At 58.6% G+C, this 20,937-nt stretch carries 16 protein-coding genes; 7 read left to right on the top strand and 9 right to left on the bottom strand.

Annotated elements, in window-relative coordinates; genetic code table 11:
- Positions 1-56 precede the first annotated feature (56 nt).
- The 8 genes from PG871_RS00565 to PG871_RS00530 are packed head-to-tail and all read right to left on the bottom strand — an operon-like array spanning position 57 to position 8,169.
- Positions 57-1,175 carry a glycosyltransferase family 4 protein gene (locus tag PG871_RS00565; protein WP_270725070.1) on the bottom strand — a complete coding sequence of 373 codons (1,119 nt, stop codon included), beginning with the start codon at positions 1,173-1,175 and terminating at the stop codon, positions 57-59.
- Entirely contained in the window at positions 1,172-2,317 is a 1,146-nt protein-coding gene (locus PG871_RS00560; protein ID WP_270725069.1) for an LptF/LptG family permease, read from the bottom strand. The genes PG871_RS00565 and PG871_RS00560 overlap by 4 nt, the downstream gene beginning before the upstream one ends.
- Positions 2,314-3,441: an LptF/LptG family permease gene (locus PG871_RS00555; RefSeq protein WP_270725068.1), complete on the bottom strand. Its 1,128-nt coding sequence runs from the start codon at positions 3,439-3,441 to the stop codon at positions 2,314-2,316. The genes PG871_RS00560 and PG871_RS00555 overlap by 4 nt, the downstream gene beginning before the upstream one ends.
- A 40-nt stretch (positions 3,442-3,481) precedes the next feature.
- Entirely contained in the window at positions 3,482-4,372 is an 891-nt protein-coding gene (locus PG871_RS00550) for a phosphatidate cytidylyltransferase (protein ID WP_270725067.1), read from the bottom strand.
- Positions 4,369-5,169: an SDR family oxidoreductase gene (locus tag PG871_RS00545; protein ID WP_270725066.1), complete on the bottom strand. Its 801-nt coding sequence runs from the start codon at positions 5,167-5,169 to the stop codon at positions 4,369-4,371. The genes PG871_RS00550 and PG871_RS00545 overlap by 4 nt, the downstream gene beginning before the upstream one ends.
- 2 nt (positions 5,170-5,171) lie before the next feature.
- Complete coding sequence (locus tag PG871_RS00540; RefSeq protein WP_270725065.1) at positions 5,172-6,287, bottom strand: inositol-3-phosphate synthase; 1,116 nt, start codon at positions 6,285-6,287, stop codon at positions 5,172-5,174.
- Complete coding sequence (locus tag PG871_RS00535; RefSeq protein WP_270725064.1) at positions 6,284-6,937, bottom strand: DUF4833 domain-containing protein; 654 nt, start codon at positions 6,935-6,937, stop codon at positions 6,284-6,286. The genes PG871_RS00540 and PG871_RS00535 overlap by 4 nt, the downstream gene beginning before the upstream one ends.
- Before the next feature lie 5 nt (positions 6,938-6,942).
- The gene (locus tag PG871_RS00530) at positions 6,943-8,169 is read right to left on the bottom strand and encodes an aminotransferase class I/II-fold pyridoxal phosphate-dependent enzyme (RefSeq protein ID WP_270725063.1); all 1,227 of its coding nucleotides are present in this window, start codon (positions 8,167-8,169) and stop codon (positions 6,943-6,945) included.
- Positions 8,170-8,605: 436 nt separating this feature from the next.
- Here PG871_RS00530 and PG871_RS00525 point away from each other — a divergent pair, with 436 nt between their 5' ends.
- The 4 genes from PG871_RS00525 to PG871_RS00510 are packed head-to-tail and all read left to right on the top strand — an operon-like array spanning position 8,606 to position 14,467.
- Positions 8,606-10,384, top strand: a complete 1,779-nt coding sequence (locus PG871_RS00525; RefSeq protein ID WP_270725062.1) for an ABC transporter ATP-binding protein — start codon at positions 8,606-8,608, stop codon at positions 10,382-10,384.
- The gene (locus tag PG871_RS00520; RefSeq protein ID WP_443020451.1) at positions 10,377-12,281 is read left to right on the top strand and encodes an ABC transporter substrate-binding protein; all 1,905 of its coding nucleotides are present in this window, start codon (positions 10,377-10,379) and stop codon (positions 12,279-12,281) included. Before PG871_RS00525 ends, PG871_RS00520 begins: the two co-directional genes overlap by 8 nt.
- 9 nt (positions 12,282-12,290) lie before the next feature.
- Entirely contained in the window at positions 12,291-13,319 is a 1,029-nt protein-coding gene (locus tag PG871_RS00515; RefSeq protein ID WP_270725061.1) for an ABC transporter permease, read from the top strand.
- Positions 13,316-14,467: an ABC transporter permease gene (locus PG871_RS00510; protein ID WP_270725060.1), complete on the top strand. Its 1,152-nt coding sequence runs from the start codon at positions 13,316-13,318 to the stop codon at positions 14,465-14,467. Before PG871_RS00515 ends, PG871_RS00510 begins: the two co-directional genes overlap by 4 nt.
- A gap of 167 nt (positions 14,468-14,634) precedes the next feature.
- Here PG871_RS00510 and PG871_RS00505 read toward each other — a convergent pair whose 3' ends face one another.
- Entirely contained in the window at positions 14,635-16,977 is a 2,343-nt protein-coding gene (locus tag PG871_RS00505) for a mechanosensitive ion channel family protein (protein WP_270725059.1), read from the bottom strand.
- A 215-nt stretch (positions 16,978-17,192) separates the two neighbouring features.
- Between PG871_RS00505 and PG871_RS00500 the strand changes: the two genes are divergently transcribed.
- Genes PG871_RS00500 through PG871_RS00490 form a run of 3 tightly spaced genes read left to right on the top strand, consistent with a single transcriptional unit; the run spans position 17,193 to position 20,935 of the window.
- Positions 17,193-18,467 (top strand): nucleotide sugar dehydrogenase, encoded by a 1,275-nt coding sequence (locus PG871_RS00500; protein ID WP_270725058.1) that lies wholly within the window; start codon positions 17,193-17,195, stop codon positions 18,465-18,467.
- A gap of 33 nt (positions 18,468-18,500) precedes the next feature.
- On the top strand, positions 18,501-19,706 hold the full coding sequence (locus PG871_RS00495) for a glycosyltransferase family protein (protein WP_270725057.1): 1,206 nt from the start codon (positions 18,501-18,503) through the stop codon (positions 19,704-19,706).
- Positions 19,703-20,935 (top strand): glycosyltransferase family 4 protein, encoded by a 1,233-nt coding sequence (locus PG871_RS00490; protein WP_270725056.1) that lies wholly within the window; start codon positions 19,703-19,705, stop codon positions 20,933-20,935. The genes PG871_RS00495 and PG871_RS00490 overlap by 4 nt, the downstream gene beginning before the upstream one ends.
- The last annotated feature ends 2 nt before the right edge of the window (positions 20,936-20,937 follow it).

The raw sequence follows: 20,937 nt of genomic DNA, 5'->3' as shown, positions 1-20,937 counted from the left end.
CCACGAACACCTATGTTTGGTCTGACATGACCTTAGAGGGTTTGGCAACCGTTGGTTCAGCCTAGTGCGCCGTGAAAAAACGCCTCATAGGCAGGGCCGAGATGGCGCACGTCATAGTGATCCGCGTGCCCTTTGGCCCATCGCAAAAGCTTGGTTTGAAGCGCTGGTTGACTGGCAAGCTCCAGCAACTTGCGGGCCAAAGCAGGGGCGTCGCCGGGTGGCACAAGCAGGTCGCTGCCGGGGCCGGTCATGACGGTGGCATAGCCGACGTTGCTTGCGGCAACCGGCAGGGTGCCGGCGGCCATCGCCTCGATCAGCACGATGCCGAAGCTTTCGCCATGCAAGGCGGGCGCGGCAAAGACATCCGCACTGGCGATCAAGTCACGAGCGGCGGCGTTGTCGGGTGGTGGCACAAAGCTGACGGAGTGTAGGTCGAGGTTTTTGGCCTGTTCCAGCAAGTCGGCTTTGCATGGGCCGTCTCCGGCGAGGGTCAGCCGTGCATCAGGACGTTGCGTTTGCACTTCGTGCCACGCGCAGAGCAGTGTGGCGGCGCCTTTGCGCTCCTCTAACCGGCCCATGCAGACCACATGAAATCCGTCGCCGGGGGTGTTGGCATCGCGGGCGGCGCGCCATTTGGACAGATCGATGGTTGGCGCGAGAATGCCCGGCACGGGGGAAACGTTGTTAGCGCGCCATTGCTCTTGCGGGGCTTTGGATGGCACCACAATGCCAGCAAGCCGTCGGTTGAACCAATGCGCGGACCGGCGCAAAGCCCAAGCGAGCGGATCAAAGCCGCCACTGTCGGGCAAGGTCGCGTGAAAAGTGGCGACCCCCGGAATATCAAGTGCACGCCATACCTGAAGCGGCAGCATCGGTGTCCATGGCGTGTGCAAATGGGCGACTTCGGCGCCCCAGTCGCGCAACGCCGCAACACAGGACGCGAGATCAGCTCGATTGGCGCGTGTAAGTTCAAATTTTGTGCCGTGCACGGCGATTTGGCGCACGCTGCCAAGTTCGATCAACCCGTCGAGATCATCGACCGGCGTATCACCGGGCGGCGCAACAATACGCACGTCATGGCCTTGGGTGCGCAGCCAGCCGGTCAGGTCGCGGATGTGGCTTTGCACACCGCCGGGGCGGTCCATGGCATAGGGAGTCAGCTGAACGATTTTCACGAGACTTGCTTTCGGTCGACAGGTGAGGCGCGGAACAAATACCCCGCGTGCCGCAGTTGTAAGAGGCAGGCAATCGCGAAGGCAATTGCCAATGGCAGGGCGGCTGACAATTCCGGTTGGATGCGACCGTTTATGCCCAAAATGAGAAAGGATTTTACAATCACAACAGACAGATATCCCGCAGCCGCCAGGGACAACAGGCGCGGCGCGTTGAACCGCCGGCCCCTGATGCCTGTCTGCGCCAAAGACGCGCCGAGCAGCACAAAAATACCCGGCAACAAGAGCGCGGCTTTGCGGAAGGCCAACACCGTTGCGGCGTCGGTGGCTGCGGCGGTGCCGGTGAGTTGGGAGATGTCGCGGGCGACGGCGTTGGGCAGGTAATAGCCATGCACGTCATACCATTGCAGCTGCGCCGCGCTGAGCGGCAGCGCCAAGGTTAAACTGTCTGCGTGAACCGGAGCAAAACCGGTATTTTGCGCCCAGAGAGTGACGTTTTGCAGTTCCCAAAGGCCGGTGGCCGGATCAGGCAAGGCCGAGTCTGCATCAATTAGGCGGGTGAGGGTCGGCGCAGACAGGCCTTCGAAGATCTTGAGAGATTCCAGTCGGGCGGAGTCGCCGCGAATGATGCTTACGCGCAGCGCCATGTCGTTGTTAAGAACCCACTGGTCGTCCAGACGAGGCGCGCCGAACCAACGACCGTACCGGCCGAGTTGCGTTTCGACTTGGGCTTTTACTGCCATGGGACGCAGCCAATTTTGAAACCCGAATTGCACGCTGCCGACAACAAGCGCGACAGCCAGAAGGGCCGAAAAGTGCACGCGCGGCGACATTCCCGCTGCCGCAAGAACCACATCCTCGCGGCGCAGATGGCGCAACAACACGGCAACAAAGCCCCCCACAACGCAGGCGGTGCCGAGCAGGCGGGTGATGATATCGGTTGCCCGATAGGAGGCATAGGGCAGCAACAGGCGCCACAGCGGGGTGTCGGTCGCATCCGCCTTGGCGCGCAGGCTTTCGAGGGTTTTTCCCAGGTCGATGGACAGCGCGATCACCAGCAGCGCAAACATGACGAAGCCGATGGTTTGCAGATAGCTGCGCATCATCATCCGCATAGCGATGCCGGTGTGGGCACGCAGGCTCATAGGTCGCGCGCCGCCGGTTTCATCAGCGCCTCCTTTTTGAAGGCAAGGAACAGCAGCGGAGGCGCGAGGTAGAGCAGCACGGAAAGAAGGGCAATGGCCTGTTCCGGCAGGGCGTTGATCCAGCCAACAACAGTGGCGCGGCTGGCCACGTCGATGGACAACATCAATACGCCCGACAACGGCAAAGCCAGAAGGCGGGTCAGGGTGTTGCGCGCAGCGACCAACGCCGCCAGCGCCAGTAGTCCGGCAAGCGGCACCATCAGGGCGCGGGTGGCAATGTTTGTGATGCGCCGGGTCTGGTCCTGAGACACCATCAGAAATCTTTCCGCAGCGCTGCGTTCGCGATCGACGTCGGGAATGACCTTGGACATGTCAAAGGTGAAATCCGCTGCCGAGACTTCGTAGCGGTTCATGAATGCAGGTGTGCTTGGTGGGACGAGCGGCACATCGTGGACCGCCAAGTTTTGCAGGGCAATGACGTGACGGTCGGAGTCCACGGCGTTGATTTGCCAGTTGCGCGACGTGGCCGCGCGCCAAAATCCGTTCACATCGGGCTGAAACACAAAAAGGTTGCCGTTGCGATTGGGATCGCCGTCGTTTGGTGGGGTGGACACAAAGGTGGTGTCCTCGATTGTTTGCAATGCGGTTTTGTGGTCAGGCGTTTGAATCCGGTTCAGCACGTAGTCTTTGCGCAACTCAGCCACTGTGACCCGTTCGGAAAACTTGGCCATAGGCAGTATATAGCCGGCGTTTAATAAGCTGAGCAGACCGCCCGCCAACCCGATGCCGAGAACCAGAGTCACCACCCGCCACCACGGAATGCCAGCTGTGGCCAAAACCACAAGTTCGCCGTTGTCGCGGGCTTCGCCAACTGCGAAATAGACGGCAATCAAAAGGCCAAAAGCCAGCGCCAGATCAAATATTGCGGGCATGCGAAAGATCAGCATCTGACCAATCACAGATGCGGGGCCGTCCAGCCGCAGTGCAAGTTGCAGCAAGCCGGTGAACTCTTCGGCGAGAAAAATAGCCTCGATCACCGCCAGAATCAGCAACAACCGCCACAGGATCGGCCAGCCGATGATGCGCAGCACCGGTTGGCGCAGGAAAGTTTGGTGCAGACTCATGAGGGGATAGTCCCTGCCTGCGGGCTTGCTGGCAAGCCGATCAGCACAGAGCCGCCACAAGATGGAGCGCGGTTAGCCCGGCACCAGCCGCGATCCAGCTGTCGAGGCTGTCCAGAAGACCGCCCTGACGGGCGAGGACAACCGGGAAATCCTTGACCCCGCCAATGCGTTTGAGACGGGAGGCGGAGAGATCTCCTGCAACAGCCAAGAAGCCGACAAGCAACGCGACACCGCAGGACAGAAAGAGCGGCTGGTTTAGAATGAGCGCGCTGAGCGCGGTGATCACAATCAGACAGAGCGCGCCGCCAATAAGGCCTTCGACGGTTTTATTCGGGCTGAGCGTCGGGAAGGCTTTGGTGCGGCCGAAGAGTTTGCCTGAGAGCAGAGCGAGGCTGTCAAACACCTCGACCAGAATATACGCGGCGAGGATCAGCCCTGCGAGATCCGCTTGCACTGCGCCATGGGCCAACAGCGCAAAGGGCAGGATCGGGAACACAAGCATGTCGAGGATGGATTTTGAGGGGCGCGGATTGGAGGCGTTGGGCAAAATCACCAGTCGCGCAAACAATAACAGCCAGACGCCAAGCACAGCCACAGCAAGACGGGCGTCAAGGATCGCGGCCACGGTGAGGCCGGTGCTGAGCAATCCAATCAACAGCGGCGCAGGCCCGTCCGGCATACGTACGACTGCGGATTCGACGCCGATGCGAAGGGCCGCGAGGCCAAGTGCGGGGATAAGCACGGGGTTGCCGGTCAAAAACAGCGCCACAAGCACGCAGATGATCACCGTGGCGCTGAAAAACACCTTGAGCAACTCGATCCCAACTGCACGGCGCGCCGGGATCAGGGCCACGGTGGTAAGCAGGACATACCCGACGAGCACAAGCCCGCCAGCGATCATCGCCATGTCTGTCACGAGAAGTGGTGTCATTCGCGACGGTGCTTTTTGATAATGCGGCGTTGGTGCCAACGCAGAACCGGCGCAAGCAGACTGGAGAGTGCGCCGAGTGCGGTCATCTGCACGCCAGTGGCCGCGGTGGCGCGGCCTGCGTTCATGGCAGCGATCAGACGTATTGCCACGTCTTCCGGTTTCCAGAGACCACCGCCTTCGCCAATTTCGGCAGTGGCAGCTGGCTTGGTTAGGTTTTCTGAGGCCAGCATCGCCGTTTCAGTGTCAGACGGATGCAGCACCGTGACCGAAATACCGGCCTCGGCCAGTTCCAGATGCAGCACTTCGCCCAATCCTGAGAGCGCGAATTTTGAGGGGGCATAGGCGCTGTAGCCGTAGATGCCGAAAAACGCCGCGACAGAAGAGACAAACCCAAGCCGCCCGCCGCCGTTGGCGCGCATCGGGTCGACCAGCGCATGGGCGAAATAGAGCGCGCCAAAGTAGTTCACCGCCATATGGCGTTCGTGGGTGTCCAGCGGTTGGTCGACAAACAGGCCCGGTTCGGAAATGCCTGCTGACGCGATGGCATAGTCCGGCGCACCCATGATGCGGACGGCTTCGGTCACGGCTGCGGTGATTTCGGTGCGGCTGGAGACATCAACGGGGAATTCCCGCACGGTCACATTCGGGGTTTCAGATAGGATGAGTTCGCGCGCCGCAGCGAGTTTGCCAGGGTCGCGCGCAAACAGTGCGATGTCATGGCCTCGGGCGGCGAGTTGGCGGGCCGTTTGAAGGCCGATGCCACTTGAGCCGCCGGTGACGAAGGCCGGACCGGGCATGATTAGTCCTCGGTCCCGTTCGCGAATTTGAGGACCACGTCGTGGGCGTCGGTGTCCTCGATCTGTTCCGGCGGATGTTTGAAGAGAAAGGCGGAGGCGTCAACGATGGGTCCGGCCAAGCCACGGTCACAGGCGATTCGGGCCAGACGAATGGCTACCAATGCTTCGGCAGCGGCGTTGGGGCTGTCCTCGACATCCAGACGCACCTCGATGTTGGTACGCGCGCCGCCAAACAGGCGGCCTTCGAGCCGCACATAGGCAACTTTGCGATCATTCAGCCATGGCACGTAATCGGAGGGGCCGATGCGAATGTCGTTCTCGTCCAGACGTTCTTCCATTACGGCTTGCACGGCTTCGGTTTTGCTTTCGCGTTTGTTCGCAAGCCGGGCGTTTTCGCTCATGTTCAGGAAGTCGGTGTTGCCGCCAACGTTGAGTTGATAGGTGCGGTCGATTTCGACGCCGCGCATTTCGGCAAGGTTGGCCAGCGTGCGGTGCACGATTGTGGCACCAAACTGTGCTTTGAAATCGTCGCCAAGGATCGGAACGCCGGCGGTGCGGAATTTTTCGGCCCACACGGGGTGCGAGGCGATGAACACGGGAATGCCGTTGACCACGGCGACACCGGCCTCAAGCGCGCATTCCGCGTAGAATTCGACAGCCTTTTGCGATCCGACGGGCAGGAAGATGATCATCACCTCGGCCTGCAGGTCGCGCAGTTTGGCAACAATCTCGTCTTTGCTCAGGGCGGGTTCTGCCGACAAACGGAAGCTGCGGTCTTCGGGTTTGGCCAGCATATGCGCGGCGACGCCATCGAGATCAGGTCCGCGCAGCACGGGTCCGGTTTGATCGCTTATGTCGGTGTGAAATTGTTCGGTGCAATTGGGCGGGGCAAAAGCGGCTTCTCCCAAAGTGGAGCCCACCTTGCGCGAGTCCACGTCGAAACCGGCAACAAGTTCAATGTCGGAGGGCGTATAGCCTGCCAGATCGGGAAAGCTGACCCCGATGGCGGCATCGCCGACGGAACGGCAGTAGGACACGCCCTGAATGAGGGAACTCGCACAGTTACCAACCCCCACAATTACGGTGCGGATCAGTGTTTTGGTCTCTTCAGTAGTCATTCGCGGAAGGCTCCACCGGAAACGGCAATTGTGTGTGTGGAATACTGGCCCGTTTTCGGGTCAGACGTGTATAGGCGCAATCGCACAACTTTTGGCAATAGCCCGCTTTCGTCCACTTCCAGATATCCATAGATCATTTTAAGGTCGCGCCCGTTTTGCCGTGTATAGAGCGCCGCGTCAAAGGGTCCGTTCTGCTTGAGCAGTAATTGTTCGCTTTTTATGCCATTAAATCGCACCTCAAAGCCTGATCCGTCGGCAAGTTCGCGGGATTTGGTGCCAAATCCGAATACACGCTCATACCAGCGGAAGGCCATCACATGGCCGCGGCCCGCAAACCGGCGCCAATATCCGGCGATTGGGCGGTCGGGATTCAAGCGCCCATCCGGATCAAATTGCGCGACCCAGACGATGGTGTTGGCGTTGCTGTTGCGTTGCAGGAAAAAGACCTGATGCAGGTCGTTGGGGTGTTTAAAGGCGGGGTTGGCCGCCGGAAGCGTGGCGCTGGAGGTGACTGACTCGACAGTCAGTTGCGGTTTGGCCGACAGGTCAGGCGCGGAGAGCAACAGGCCCAAAAGGACCAGCGCCGTTAGCCGACGAAAGGTCGTGAGGCAGCGTAGGTAGAAGGTGTGTCTAGGCTCGGCGATTTGCACGAGCGTTATTCCGCGCTGATCCTGTTGCGCAGGGCGCGGGCGGCGGAACTGGCCTCGGTCACTGCGGTGATCACGCGGTCGATATCCGCCTCGGTGTGGGTTTCCGAGATGAAAAACCGGATGCGAGGCAGGTCTTTGGGAACGCCGATATGCACAACGGGCGGCGCATAGATGCCTTGTTGCATCAAGGCTTCGGCGACAAATACACAGTCTTCGGGAGTGTCAAAAAGAATGGGCACCACGGCCTCGCCAATGGCGGTGCCGGTATTCAGGCCAGCGTCGCGGGCACGGCGCAGGAACCGGCGGGAGTTGCCGCGCAGGCGCGTCACACGGTCAGGTTCGGCGCGCAAAATGTCGAGCGCCGCATGAGCGGATGCGACGGTGGCGGGCGCGAGACCCACGGAATAGACAAATCCGGGCAAGCAGAAGCGCATCCATTCGATCACGTCCGCATTGGCAGCGATGAAGCCACCGGATGAGGCAAAGCTTTTGGATAGAGTGCCAATGGCGACGTCAACGCGATTCGGGTCAACGCCGAAATGTTCACAAGATCCGCGGCCGGTGGGACCCAGCACGCCATAACTGTGGGCCTCGTCGAGCAGCAGCCAGCAATCAGTGCGCTCTTTGATGTCGAGCAGTCGCGGCAGGTCGGTCACGTCGCCGTCCATCGAAAACAGCCCTTCGGTGCAGATGAGAACGCGCGAATAGCTGTCGCGTTTGTCTGCCAGAATGCGTTCGAGATCGTCGAGATCGTTGTGCGCGTAAGTCACGAGATCGGATTTTACGCCACGGGCACCAACCATGATGGAATTGTGGGCCAATTCGTCCACAACCACGAGATCCTTGGGGCCAAGCAGCAGCTGAATCACCGACACATTGGTGAGATAGCCTGAAATCACCGACAAAGTACCGCCCACGCCCAGAAAATCGGCCATGCTGCGTTCCAGCGCCTGATGGCCGAGGCGTTCGCCCCCCACAAGACGCGAGGCGCCTGCGCCGGTGCCAAGCGTGTCGATGGCCGTCTTTGCAGCGTTGGTGGTGGCCGGGTGATGTGCCAGACCCAAGTAGTCGTAGTGAGACATCGACAGATAGCCGTCTTTCCACTCGCTCGAGCGGGCTTCCAGCGCGTCGGTGGGTACGAAATACGGATGTCCGTTTTCTATCAGAGCTTTACCGCTCAGACGGAATCGTCGGTCCGCATAGGCAAGAAAGCTGTTGTCTGTGTCAGTCATTGTCGTCTCCGTTTGCGGAGCGGCCGAAATTTTGCAGCCAAACTATTGAAATTTTGTACGTTCCGTAAACGGGCATCAAGCCGAGGGCTCCGTTCGCAATATGACGGGTAACTACTTGCGGGTCTAGGGATTTACGTCACGAAATGCGTATCAAATGGCCGCATCTGCGTGGGTGGCGCAGTATCAGGCAATTTTTGATGCCGGGCCGTCTTTTGGCGCGATGTATCACCCGGTCTCTTGTCTCGGGGCGGAGATTGCCTTGTGTGAAGCGGTCAAAGACGTGCGCGCGGCGGTGCGCAGCCGCTCTTTTTCAGTCGTTTACGTGCGGGTGGGGTGCGCGAGACGCTTGCGACAACGCAATTAATCATGTTCACTCCAATTGGCGTTCTATGAGGCAGTTCGGGAGAGATTGCGGGGCGCGTGAGGGAAAACTGGCGTGACGGCACTTTTGACTGTGGAAAACCTGACGATCGGCTTCGGCGATGCCGCGCCGGTGGTGAATGATGTCAGTTTCTCGGTGCGGCGTGGTGAAACGCTGGCGCTGGTTGGGGAAAGCGGCTCTGGAAAGACGCTGAGTTGTCGTGCGGCCTTGCGTATTTTGCCGGGCGCCGCGCAGATGCGGTCCGGTAAAATCACGCTTGCAGGACGCGAGGACGCGCCGGATGTGGATTTGATGTCCATGAGCGAGCGTCAGATGTGCGATGTTCGCGGTGAACGTATTTCGATGATCTTTCAGGAGCCGATGCGCTCGTTGTCGCCATTGCACAGGATTGGCAATCAGGTCTCCGAAGTGCTGCGGCTGCACAAGAAAATCAGCAAGGCCGAACGTATTAAACTGGTTCTGGCGATGTTTGAACGGGTGGGTTTCAAAGACCCGCAGCGCATTTTTGACAGCTATCCGTTCGAGCTTTCGGGCGGGATGCGTCAGCGCGCGATGATCGCGATGGCGATGGTGGGCCGGCCTGATGTGCTGATTGCGGATGAGCCGACGACCGCGCTGGATGTGACGACGCAGGCGCAGGTTTTGGGATTGATCAAGGATTTGCAGGCCGAATACGGCATGGCCGTGGTACTGGTGACACACGATCTGGGTGTGGTTGCAAATATGGCTGACAGCGTCGTGGTGATGAATCGCGGCCGCGTGATGGAAGCTGGACCTGCGCCGCTTGTATTGAACGACCCCAAGCACGGCTATACCCGTGATCTGATGGCGGCGGCGCCGGAAATTCCGGCAACCATTCCGGAAGCCAAGCGCGAAGAAGACCGTGACTACATTCTGGAAATGCGCGACGTGAGCAAAACCTATGTGCTCAAAGGCAGTTCCGCGTGGAAACCCAAGTCGGTCATTCAAGCCGTGCGCGGCGTGAATTTTGGCGTTGAGCGTGGCAAAACGCTGGCTGTGGTGGGCGAAAGCGGGTCCGGCAAGACCACGACCGCGCAGATGGCGCTGGGCGCTGAGGTGGCAGATGCCGGGTCGTCAATCCTGTTCAGGGCTGAGACGGGCGGCGAGGCTGTTAACCTCCAAGAGCTGGATAAAGCAGAGCGACTGGCGTTTCAGCGCAAGGCGCAGATGGTGTTTCAGGACCCCTATTCGACCTTGAACCCACGGATGCGCGTCAAGGATGCGCTGGTGGAACCAATGGAAATCCACGGCGTTGGGTCAGTCAGTGACCGTGTCGAGCGGGCCGCCGAAATGCTGCGTTGGGTGGGGTTGGGTGAGAATATGCTGACCCGCTATCCGCACGCCTTTTCCGGCGGACAACGCCAGCGGTTGTCGATTGCCCGCGCGCTGATGCTGGGGCCGACGTTTTTGGTGTGCGATGAGCCGACTTCGGCGCTGGATGTGTCCGTTCAAGAGCAGGTTTTGCAGTTGCTGGAAGACATCCGCGACCGGCTGAAACTGAGCTATCTGTTTATCAGTCATGACCTTGCCGTGGTGGCACGTATTGCCGATGAAGTGGCGGTGATGCGGTCCGGTCTGGTGGTGGAGCAAGGCCCGCCAGAGGTGCTGTTTCATGATCCGCAACATCCCTACACCAAGGCATTGATCGCGGCCCAGCCTGAGCCGGACATCAACCGCCCAATTGATCTCAACATCGTGTCGCAGGGGGCCGGCGAGCCCTCAAGCTGGCCTGATGCATTCCGATTTGACGGTCTGGAGGTTCCGCCGCTGACGGAGACCGGACCCAACCACAAGGTGCGTTGTTATGTTTAAGAAAACTCTGTTGGCCGCGGTCATCGGGGCGGCAACTGGCATGGTAGCCACTGTGGCGGTGGCGCTGGACCCGATCGAAGGTGCGTTCTGGAAACAGGAAGTTGATGCCGGCAACCTGCCACCTGTGACCGAGCGTTTGCCAAGCGTGCCGTTGGTTCCGGATCTGGAGCTGCGTGGCCGCAAGCTGGGCACGCCGGGTGGCACCATGCGCACCATGGTGACCCGAGCCAAGGATGTGCGCCAGATGGTGGTCTACGGCTATGCGCGGCTGGTGGGTTATAATGAGCGCTATGAGATTGTGCCTGACATCCTTCAGAGTCTCGACAACGAAAACGACATAAAGTTCACCATGCACCTGCGCCCCGGACACAAATGGTCTGACGGGCATCCCTTTACCTCGGAAGATTTCCGGTACTGGTGGGAGGACGTGGCGACCAATGAATTCCTGTCGCCTTCAGGCCCTATCGACTTTATGCGGGTCGAAGGCCAATTGCCGACTGTGTCCTTTCCGGATGAACACACGGTCATTTATGAATGGCACAAGCCCAACCCGCAGTTTTTGCAGAAACTGGCAGAAGCGCGGCCGCCGTTCATTTATCGCCCCGCGCATTTTCTGAAGCCGCTGCACGCGGATTATGCTGATGAAGAAACGCTGAGTGAGGCGCTTTATGAGGCGCGGGTGCGCAGCTGGGCGGCGCTGCACAATCGCAGCGACAACATGTACAAATTCGACAACCCCGATTTGCCGACGTTGCAGCCTTGGATGCTGGCCACCAAGGACGGCAAAAGCCGGTTCTTGTTTGTGCGCAATCCATATTACCACCGCGTTGATCCAAACGGTGTGCAGTTGCCTTATATTGACGTGGTCGAAATGCAAGTCGTGGCGCCGGGTCTTGTGGCCGCCAAGGCCAACGCCGGAGAAGTGGACCTGCAGGCGCGTGGTCTTGATTTCAAAGACACGGCGATCCTGAAAAAGGGCGAAAACTCCGGAAACTACAAAACCTTTTTGTGGGGCAATGGCACCGCATCGCAAATCGCGATTTATCCAAACCTGAACTATAACGATGACAACTGGCGTGAGACCCTGCGCGATGTGCGGTTCCGCCGTGCCCTGTCGTTGGGCATAAATCGCAAGATCATCAACAAGGGGCTGTATTTCGGTCTGGCCAAAGAGGGCGGCATGACGGTGCTGCCGATCAGCCCGTTTTACCGCGAGGAAAATCGCAAGGCATGGGCGGCCTACGATGTGGATCAGGCCAATGCTTTGTTGGACGAGATGGGGCTAACGGAGCGCGACAAGAACGGCACACGTTTGTTGCCCGACGGGCGTCCGCTGTGGATTGTGGTGGAAACCGCAGGCGAGCGGCAGGAAGTCGAAAGCGCGCTGCAGATCGTTATCGACAACTGGAAAGACCTTGGTATCAAGCTTTTGATGCGTCCGTTGGAGCGCGATATTCTGCGCAACCGGGTGTACGCGGGAGAATCGATGGCGGCGGTCTGGTTCGGGTGGGACAACGGTCTTCCGCAGTCCTACACCTCGCCGGATTATGTGGCGCCGTGGCAGCAGGAGTTCTTTGCCTGGCCGAAGTGGGGGCAATATCACCAGACCAGTGGTGACAGTGGCGAGCCGCCTGACATGGGCCCCGCCATTCGGCTTAATGATCTGGCGCATAAATGGGCGAGTGCATTTTCCGCTGTGGAACGTGGAACGATCTGGCAGGAAATGGTTGATATTCATGCCGAAAACGTCTTTGCGATTGGTGTGTTGAATGGTGCGCCCCAGCCAGTGGTTGTGTCCAACCGTCTGCGCAACGTGCCGGAGAAAGCGATCTGGGCCTGGTCGCCCGGCGCGCATTTTGGCGTATATCGCGTCGATGAATTTTACTTTGCGGAATAGGGCGGTCTGATGGCGATGCTGCGGTTTGCAGTCTTCCGGTTATTTACGATGCTGAGCACGCTGATGGTGGTCTCGGTGTTCGTATACGCGATTATCAATCTGCCGCCGGGGGACTTTCTGTCCAATCAGATCAACGAGCTGCGCGCGACGGGGCAGTCGGCAGGCATCGCCAAGGCGGAGTTCCTGAGACAGGAATTCTCGATGGATCAGCCGATCTGGAAGCAATACATGATCTGGATGGGGCTTGTCCCCGGTCCGCATGGGTTTGCGGGCATGCTGCAGGGCGAATTTGGCTGGTCGTTTGAATTTGACGAGCCGGTGAGTGAGCTGGTGGGCGGCGCGTTGTGGATGACCATTTTGGTCAACCTTGCGGCGGTGGTGTTCATTTATGCAGTTGCATTGCCGCTTGGTGTTTTGGCCGCAGCGCGTTCCAAGACGTGGATTGATTATACCTCTGCCTTTGTTGGCTATCTCGGCCTCGCAACGCCAAACTTTTTGTTGGCGTTGATCCTGTTTTACTACGGAAACCGCTATTTGAACCTGCCCATTGGGGGGCTGATGGATCCGAAATTTGAAGGCGAGCCGATGTCGTTTGAAAAAATGAAATCGGTGTTGATCCACCTGATCATTCCGACCTTTGTAATCGGCACATCAGGCGCGGCAGGAATGATGCAGCGCCTGCGGGCAAACCTGTTGGACGAGCTGGGCAAGCCTTATGTGGAAACCGCACGTGCCAAAGGCATGCGCGAAAGCGCGATGCTGACCAAGTACCCGCTGCGGGTGGCGTTTAACCCCTTTGTCGCCGACATCGGCACGTTGATCCCGTCGCTGGTATCCGGCTCGGTTCTGGTGTCGGTGGTTCTTGGGTTACAAACCATCGGGCCTGTGTTGTTGCAGGCGCTGAAATCGCAGGATGTGTTCCTGTCGGCCTTCGTGTTGATGTTCGTGGCGTTGCTGACGCTGATCGGCACGTTGGTGTCGGATCTGTTGCTGGCACTGCTGGATCCCCGTATTCGGTTCGGAGGGCGTGAGCGATGAGTATTCTGCCTGACGGGCGTTTTGTTGACGACGCCCCCTATGAAACCGACATCGGCGCCGAAGCACGCAACGCCGAATTGGACATGTCCAACGCAAGGCTGCTGTGGCTGCGGTTCAAGACACACAAATTGGGTCTGATTTCGGCCCTCTTCCTGCTGGTGTCTTACCTGAGCTTGCCTTTCGCGGGCTTCATTTCGCCTTATACGCCCAACGAGCGGCTGGAAGACTACCTTTATGCGCCGCCGCAACTGGTGCGGTTGTTTCACGACGGCAAGTTCATCGGACCGCATGTCTATGAAACCCAAGCCGAGATGGATCTTGAGAGCTTCAGTTGGAAGTATGTGGCTGACACAAACAGTCCGGCGAAGTTGTCGTTCTTCTGCGAGGGTTCGGACTACAAACTGTCCGGCTTTATCCCCACCAATAAACATCTGTTCTGCGCGCCCGAAGGGGCGACGGTGTTCCTTTTGGGATCTGACAGGTTGGGTCGGGATGTGTTTTCAAGGATCATGTACGGCGCGCAACTGTCTTTGACTGTCGGTCTCGTCGGCATCACGGTGTCCTTCCTGATCGGCATCACGCTGGGCTCGATAGCGGGCTATTTTGGCGGATTTCTGGACTGGATCATCAACCGTGTGATCGAAATTCTGCGCAGTCTGCCTGAGTTACCACTTTGGCTCGCCTTGTCCGCTGCGGTGCCGTCCCATTGGGGCCCGGTGGCGGTGTTTTTCATCATATCGATCATTCTGGGCATTCTGGATTGGCCCGGATTGGCGAGGGCCGTTCGATCCAAGTTCCTGAGCCTGCGGGAAGAGGAATTTGTGCGCGCTGCCGAGATGATGGGTGCGCGGCCGACCCGCGTGATCAGCAAACACCTTTTGCCAAACTTCCTAAGCCACCTGATTGCCAGCGCGACGCTGTCGATCCCCGCGATGATCTTGGGCGAAACAGCCCTGAGCTATCTTGGGCTTGGCCTGCGGGCGCCTGCAGTGAGCTGGGGCGTGATGCTGAACGATGCGCAAAATCTTGCATCAATCGAGATCTACTGGTGGACGGCCATTCCAATGCTGCCGATTGTGATTGTGGTGCTGGCCTTCAACTTCTTTGGCGACGGGTTGCGTGACGCGATGGATCCGAATCGGAGCTAAGAGCACACCTGCAGAACGGGGCGCTGCCCTTACTGCGGGCCCACTTTTGATCAGGTCTCGCCACACAATCAGTGGCCGCGCCGTGGCACTGCCAATCCGGCTTCTTTCTGGCCAAAAATACCCGTTACGATCCGGTCAAAGCCCGCGGGACGCAAGCGGCGGCGCGATCACCGGTCGTCCCCGCCGTCTGGCCCACCCTCCATGGCGTCCTCGTCAATCGCGGCTTCGACGGCGCCGACAATTGCGTCGCGCTCTTTCGGAGTAAGGTTCTCTTCCTCTTTGCCATCAGCAAGACGCACGGTGACTTCGCGGTGGGCGAATTTGATTCCTTCGCGGGCAAACAGCTCGCGGATTTCCTGATAAACTTTTTTGCGCACCAGCCATTGATCGCCCGGCTTGGTCATGAATTTCACGCGGATGATCATGGCGCTGTCTTGCATCTCGACCACGCCCTGCGACTTCAGAGGCTGGATAAAGTTGTGGCCAATCACCGGATCGTCCAAAAGTGCGACCCCGAGATTCTTCACCAGCTTGCGCACCCGCTCGACGTCGGTGTCATAGGTCACACGCAGCTTGAGCTTCATGATCACCCAGTCGCGAGAATAGTTGGTGAGGTACTGGATTTCGCCAAACGGAACCGTGTGCAGCGGCCCCAAGTGGTGGCGCAGTTGGAAGGACCGTACCGAGATTTTTTCGACCGTGCCTTTGACGCCGCCGATGTCGATGTATTCGCCTTTGCGGAAGGCGTCATCAAACAAGAAGAACGCCCCGGAGAACACGTCGCGCACCAAGGATTGCGCGCCAAAACCCACAGCCAGACCGACAACACCGGCACCGGCAAACAGCGGGCTGACGTTGACGCCGAGTTCCAAAAGCACAATCAGAATGATCGAAATCACGATCACCAGCAGCATCGTGGCGCGGAACAGCGGTAGCAGGGTGGCTAGGCGGCTGGCGCTGTTGCCACCACCCTCGTCGCCCAGCTCGCCCTCTTCTTCGTCGCCTTGTTCATCCCGGATTTTGCCGTCGACCCAGACGCGGAACGCGTGAAAAACGATGTAGCCAAAGAACAAGATGACCAGCACGTCCAAAAGCCGGTTCGACAGGGAATCTGCCATCATGTCGCCTGCGCCAAAAGCAAGGATCGCGGCATAGACACCGGCAACCACGGCGAGAATACCAGAAATCCGGCGAGCGAGCTGTTCGAAGGTTTGGATCTGACGACCTTCGATTTTTTGCCTTAGCGACTCTATTTCGTCGATCTGGTCCGGTGTTGGTGTGTCGCCCTCGGCGTCGTCTTTGGCGTCTTGATCCGCGTTCATTTCGCGAATGCGGCGTGCACGGTCAAAGAATTTCTCGATGCCGAAGTTGATGGTCGCATAGACCACTACGATGGCCGAGAAGATGGCGTAGGCTGCGGCCAGCATCGGTACGGCGTCTTCTACTTCAAGGATTAGGTCGAATGCCTGGTCCAAGAAGCCATAGACCACATACAGGATAAAAGCGGGTGCCCAGAAATCGCTGATGATGCGTACCGGGAAGCTGACTTCGTCACGGGCGCGACCGTTGCGGATAGCATTGGCCACCGGTTTGTAATTCACCAGCGCCATCAGAATGTTGCCAAGCGAGAAGATCGACACCAAGGCAAGCGTCATCAGCGCATAGACATCGTAATTCAGGCCCAGTTCCTTGAGCCACTCGCCGAAGACCTGAGAACACACATCCAAAGCTGCAAGCAGAAAGAGCCAGCGATAAAGTCGCTTGGCGTCGCGGGTTGAGAATGCCGGGATGCGGTATTGGTCAAGAAATGGCGACAGAATCATGCGCCACATAAGGGCGGCCGTACGGGCCATGAAATAAGCGAAATAGATCGAAGCGACGGTGAAGCGGATGGCGGTGTCGTCGGATGATCCCAGCAGCAGGAAGCCAAGCAGAAAGGCCACGGTCATCGAAAACAGAACGCCAATCACGCCCGCGATAAAACGTACGACAAGAAACGGGAGTTTTCCGCTGTAGCCGTGTGGGTTTTCTTGAATCAGTGGTACAACAAAACGTGCGGCAATACGCTGACCGTAGATGTAGCGTTCGGCAAAAAGCGCCACAAAGAACAGCCCTAAACACCACAGAAGGACCTCAAAGAAGGTGAAAATTTTGCCGTCCGGGCTGGAGGCGCGCAGGATGAACAGCACTTCGTTCACGGACGCGGGCCACGCATCGAGCCGCCGTTGCAGCAGTTCGCGGAACTGATCGACCTCGGATTGCACTTTCATGATGGCGGTGCCTGAGTCGCCTTCGAGGGCTTCTTGCGCTGCGCTTTCCTCGGAGGAGTCCGCAGGAGCCAATGGATCGCCGTTGGCGTCCATGATGATCACAGTCATGCCTTGCTCAGCGGCTTGCTGCATGATTGTGGCCACCGGATTCGAAGTCTCGGCCTCAGTTGCCTCTTGAGCGTTTACCGCGGCCAAAGGCAGCAGCAGAGAGATCAATAGGGCGGTCAAAAAGCGCAGCATTGATAAGCCTTTCTTAACAGTTACTTCCGGTCTAACCCGAGTACACCTGTAGGGCAAACTGTTGATACTGACGGTGTGGCAGCTGCACTGGTCGGATCGCTTGCTTTTTGGGCTATGGTTTTGGCGTGACAATCCGGAACAAAACAGATAGCGCAAGGCGAGGATTTCTTGGGGCACACAAGGGACGGGCCGCGATTTGCGGTGGGACAGCAGGGATGCACAACACAGCAGAAAAAATCGCCGTTTTGGGTCAAGGCTACGTTGGCTTGCCGCTGACACTTGGGCTGGCGAAGGCAGGGTTTGAGGTTGTTGGTTTTGACACCAACGCGCGCCTGATAGCGCGGTTGCTTGACGGCAGTGATCCCAATGGCGAGGCCAACTCAGCGGCCGTTGCGACGACAAAGGCGAAATTCAGTGCGGATGACGCGGATCTTGCCGGGTGTACGGTCTTTATTCTGACGGTGCCCACCCCGATCACGCGCGCAAAAAAACCTAATCTTGATCCGATTTTTGGGGCCGCCAAAACAGTCGCGCCGCATCTGACCAAAGGTGCCTTGGTGATCCTTGAGAGCACGGTGTATCCCGGTGTGACGGAAGATGTGCTTGGCGAAGCGCTGGAGACGGCGACAGGGCTGACGCGCAAGGTGGATTTCAAGCTGGGGTATTCACCTGAGCGGGTGAATCCGGGCGACACAAATAATACGCTTGAGACCATCGTTAAAGTGATCTCGGCACAAGATGATGAAACCCTCGATCGAGTCGAGGCGATCTATGCGCCGGTCATCATGGCAGGGCTTTATAAAGCGCAATCGATCAAAACGGCAGAGGCGGCCAAAGTGATCGAAAATACCCAACGTGACCTGAACATTGCATTGGTGAATGAATTTGCGCTGATCTTTGACCGGATGGGGTTGGACACGCTTGAAGTGCTGGAAGCTGCCGGCACCAAATGGAATTTCCTGCCGTTCAAGCCGGGTCTTGTGGGTGGACACTGCATTGGCGTGGATCCGTACTACCTGACGTATCGCGCCGAGCAGTTGGGTTATCACCCAGAAGTGATCCTTGCCGGCCGGCGGATAAACGATCAGATGGGGTCCTATGTGGCGCAGCAGACCATCAAGGCGATGCTGGGCAAAGACATCAATCCGGCTGGCGCGCGGGTGCTGGTCATGGGGTTTGCGTTCAAGGAAAATTGCGCCGACACGCGCAACACGCGGGTGATCGACATTGTGACCGAATTGCAAAGCTTTTCCGCAGAAGTTGATGTGTGGGATCCACGTGTGGACAGCGAGGCGGTTGCCGAAGAATATGGCATCACGCTTGTTTCCGCGCCGGACGTGGGCGTTTATGACAGCATCATACTGGCCGTGGGACACGAGCAGTTTGTCGAGATGGGCGGAGCGGCGATAAGGGTTCTCGGAAAGCCCGAAGCTTTGCTTTACGATATCAAAGGCGTTTTGGCGAAGTCCGAGTCGGACTTGCGGCTTTAATTGATTCAGACGGGGCGAAAATTGGCAGAAGCGGTGACAAAGGCAGAGCAACGGGCGCAATCGCCGCGCATTTTGTTTTACAGCCACGATACCTTTGGGCTTGGTCATTTGCGCCGCTCGCGGGCTTTGGCCGGGGCGATCACCCGTGCAGCGCCCAATGTGTCGGCATTGATCTTGACCGGGTCACCGGTGGCGGGGCGTTTTTCCTTTCCCGACAACGTGGACCATATCCGCCTGCCCGGTGTGACCAAAACGCCGGATGGGAATTATGAAAGCGAACGGCTGGGCCTTCACATCGATGAGGTGACCGAGCTACGGGCCGGTCTTATTGATGCGACGGTCAAGCATTTCGACCCCGACATCGTGATCGTCGACAAGGAACCCACAGGGTTTCGCGGCGAAATGATTCCGGCCCTGACATGGCTGCGTCAAAAGCGTAAGGCACACATCGTGCTTGGCTTACGAGATGTGCTGGATGATCCGGAATCTCTGGCCGCTGAATGGGAGCGCAAGGGCGCGATCGAGGCGTCTGAGCAATACTATGATGAATGCTGGGTGTACGGGTTGCGTTCGATCCATGATCCGACGGCGGGTTTGGATTTCTCCGACTCATTTCGCAACAAAACACGTTTTACCGGCTATCTGCGGCGCGAAGAGTTGCCGGATGGCGAAATTCCGTCCGACCCCTATATACTCGTAACACCGGGGGGAGGCGGCGATGGTGCCGGAATGGTGGATCTGGTGTTGTCGGCGTATGAAGCCGATCCAACCCTGAGCCCACGGGCAATGCTGGTTTACGGACCTTTCCTGTCCGGCGAAGTGCGCGCGCAGTTTGAGACGCGAGTCGCGAAACTTGGTGATCGGGTGCATGCCGTGGGTTTCGACAGCCGCATGGAAAACCTGATGAGCGGTGCCAAAGGCATCGTGTCCATGGGCGGCTACAACACTTTTTGTGAGGTGCTGTCGTTTGACAAGCCGGTGGTGATCGTGCCGCGCACCCGCCCAAGGTTGGAACAGTTCATCCGCGCCAGTCGTGCCGAAGAGCTGGGTCTTGTGCGGATGTTGGATGAAACACGCGGTGAGTTAACACCGGAAGCGATGGCGAAAGCGATCCACGGTCTGGCGACACAGCCCAGCCCGTCATCGGCGTTCTGTCCGGGCCTGTTGGACGGGTTGGACGTGGTGTCGAACCGGGCGTTGGACATCTTGGGCCTGACCCGTTCGCAAGGGGTGGCATGAACATAATGCAACGCCCCAAGTTGGCGGTGGTGGTCAAAGGTTGGCCGCGCCTGTCAGAGACGTTTATCGCGCAGGAATTGGTGGCGTTGGAAGAGGCGGGGTACACGCTCGACCTGTGGTCGTTGCGGTTCCCGACGGACAAAAAAACCCATCCATTACATGACCGGCTGAAGGCTAAGGTCAATTATCTGCCGGAATACCTGCATCAGGAGCCGTTGCGGGTGGCCAAAGGCGTTTTGCATGCGATGGCGCGGCGCGGGTTTTGGGCGGCATGCGGCGCGTGGCTAAAGGATTTGCGGCGCGATAGGACACGCAACCGCGTGCGCCGGTTTGGCCAGGCCTGCGTTTTGGCGCGTGAACTAAGCGGTGACGGTGACGCGCTTTATGCGCATTTCATGCACACGCCGGCCTCGGTGGCACGTTATGCTGCAATCCTGCGTCAAATGCCGTGGTCTGTGTCAGCCCATGCCAAAGATATCTGGACTTCGCCTGAGTGGGAAAAGCGCGAAAAGCTGCAAGCGGAGACTTTCGGCGCCGCGTTTTTGGCGACCTGCACCGGCGTAGGTGCAAAGCATCTGGCGGGATTGGCGGACCGTGAGGATCGGGTTGAGCTGATTTATCACGGGTTGGATTTGACGCGGTTTCCTGCCCCACCTGCCACGCGGGATACATCTGGCCCTGTGCGGTTTCTGTCCGTTGGTCGTCTGGTAGAGAAAAAGGGATTTGATCGGCTGATTGCGGCGTTGGCTTTGCTGCCTGACGATTTGGATTGGCACTGGGACCATATCGGCGGTGGCGGCTCTGACAGCCGATTCCGTGATCAAGCCGTGGCTGCTGGTGTGGCGGACCGCATCACGTGGCATGGCGCTTGTGACCAGCCTGAGGTCATCGCAGCGATGCGCGCGGCGGACGTGTTCGTTTTGCCCAGCAGGATTGCCGAGGACGGCGACCGAGACGGGTTGCCCAACGTGTTGATGGAAGCCGCCAGCCAGAAGTTGTGCCTGCTGTCGACACCTGTCAGCGCCATTCCGGAATTCATCGATGATGGTGTGCATGGCGTGCTGAGCAGCGATGCACCAGAAGCGTTGGCGCAGGCCATGGAGGTCTTGGCGCGCGATCCGGCGCGACGGGCGGCCTTGGCCGAGGCAGCCTATGGCCGTTTGACGTCGCATTTTCTGATGCAGCCGGGAATTGCCAAGCTGGACGAGCGTTTGCGCGGGCTGGTGTGAGC

This window comes from Shimia sp. Alg240-R146 (assembly GCF_947331465.1).
Taxonomy (GTDB): Bacteria; Pseudomonadota; Alphaproteobacteria; order Rhodobacterales; family Rhodobacteraceae; genus Shimia.
This window is presented reverse-complemented; position numbering and strand designations above follow the sequence as displayed.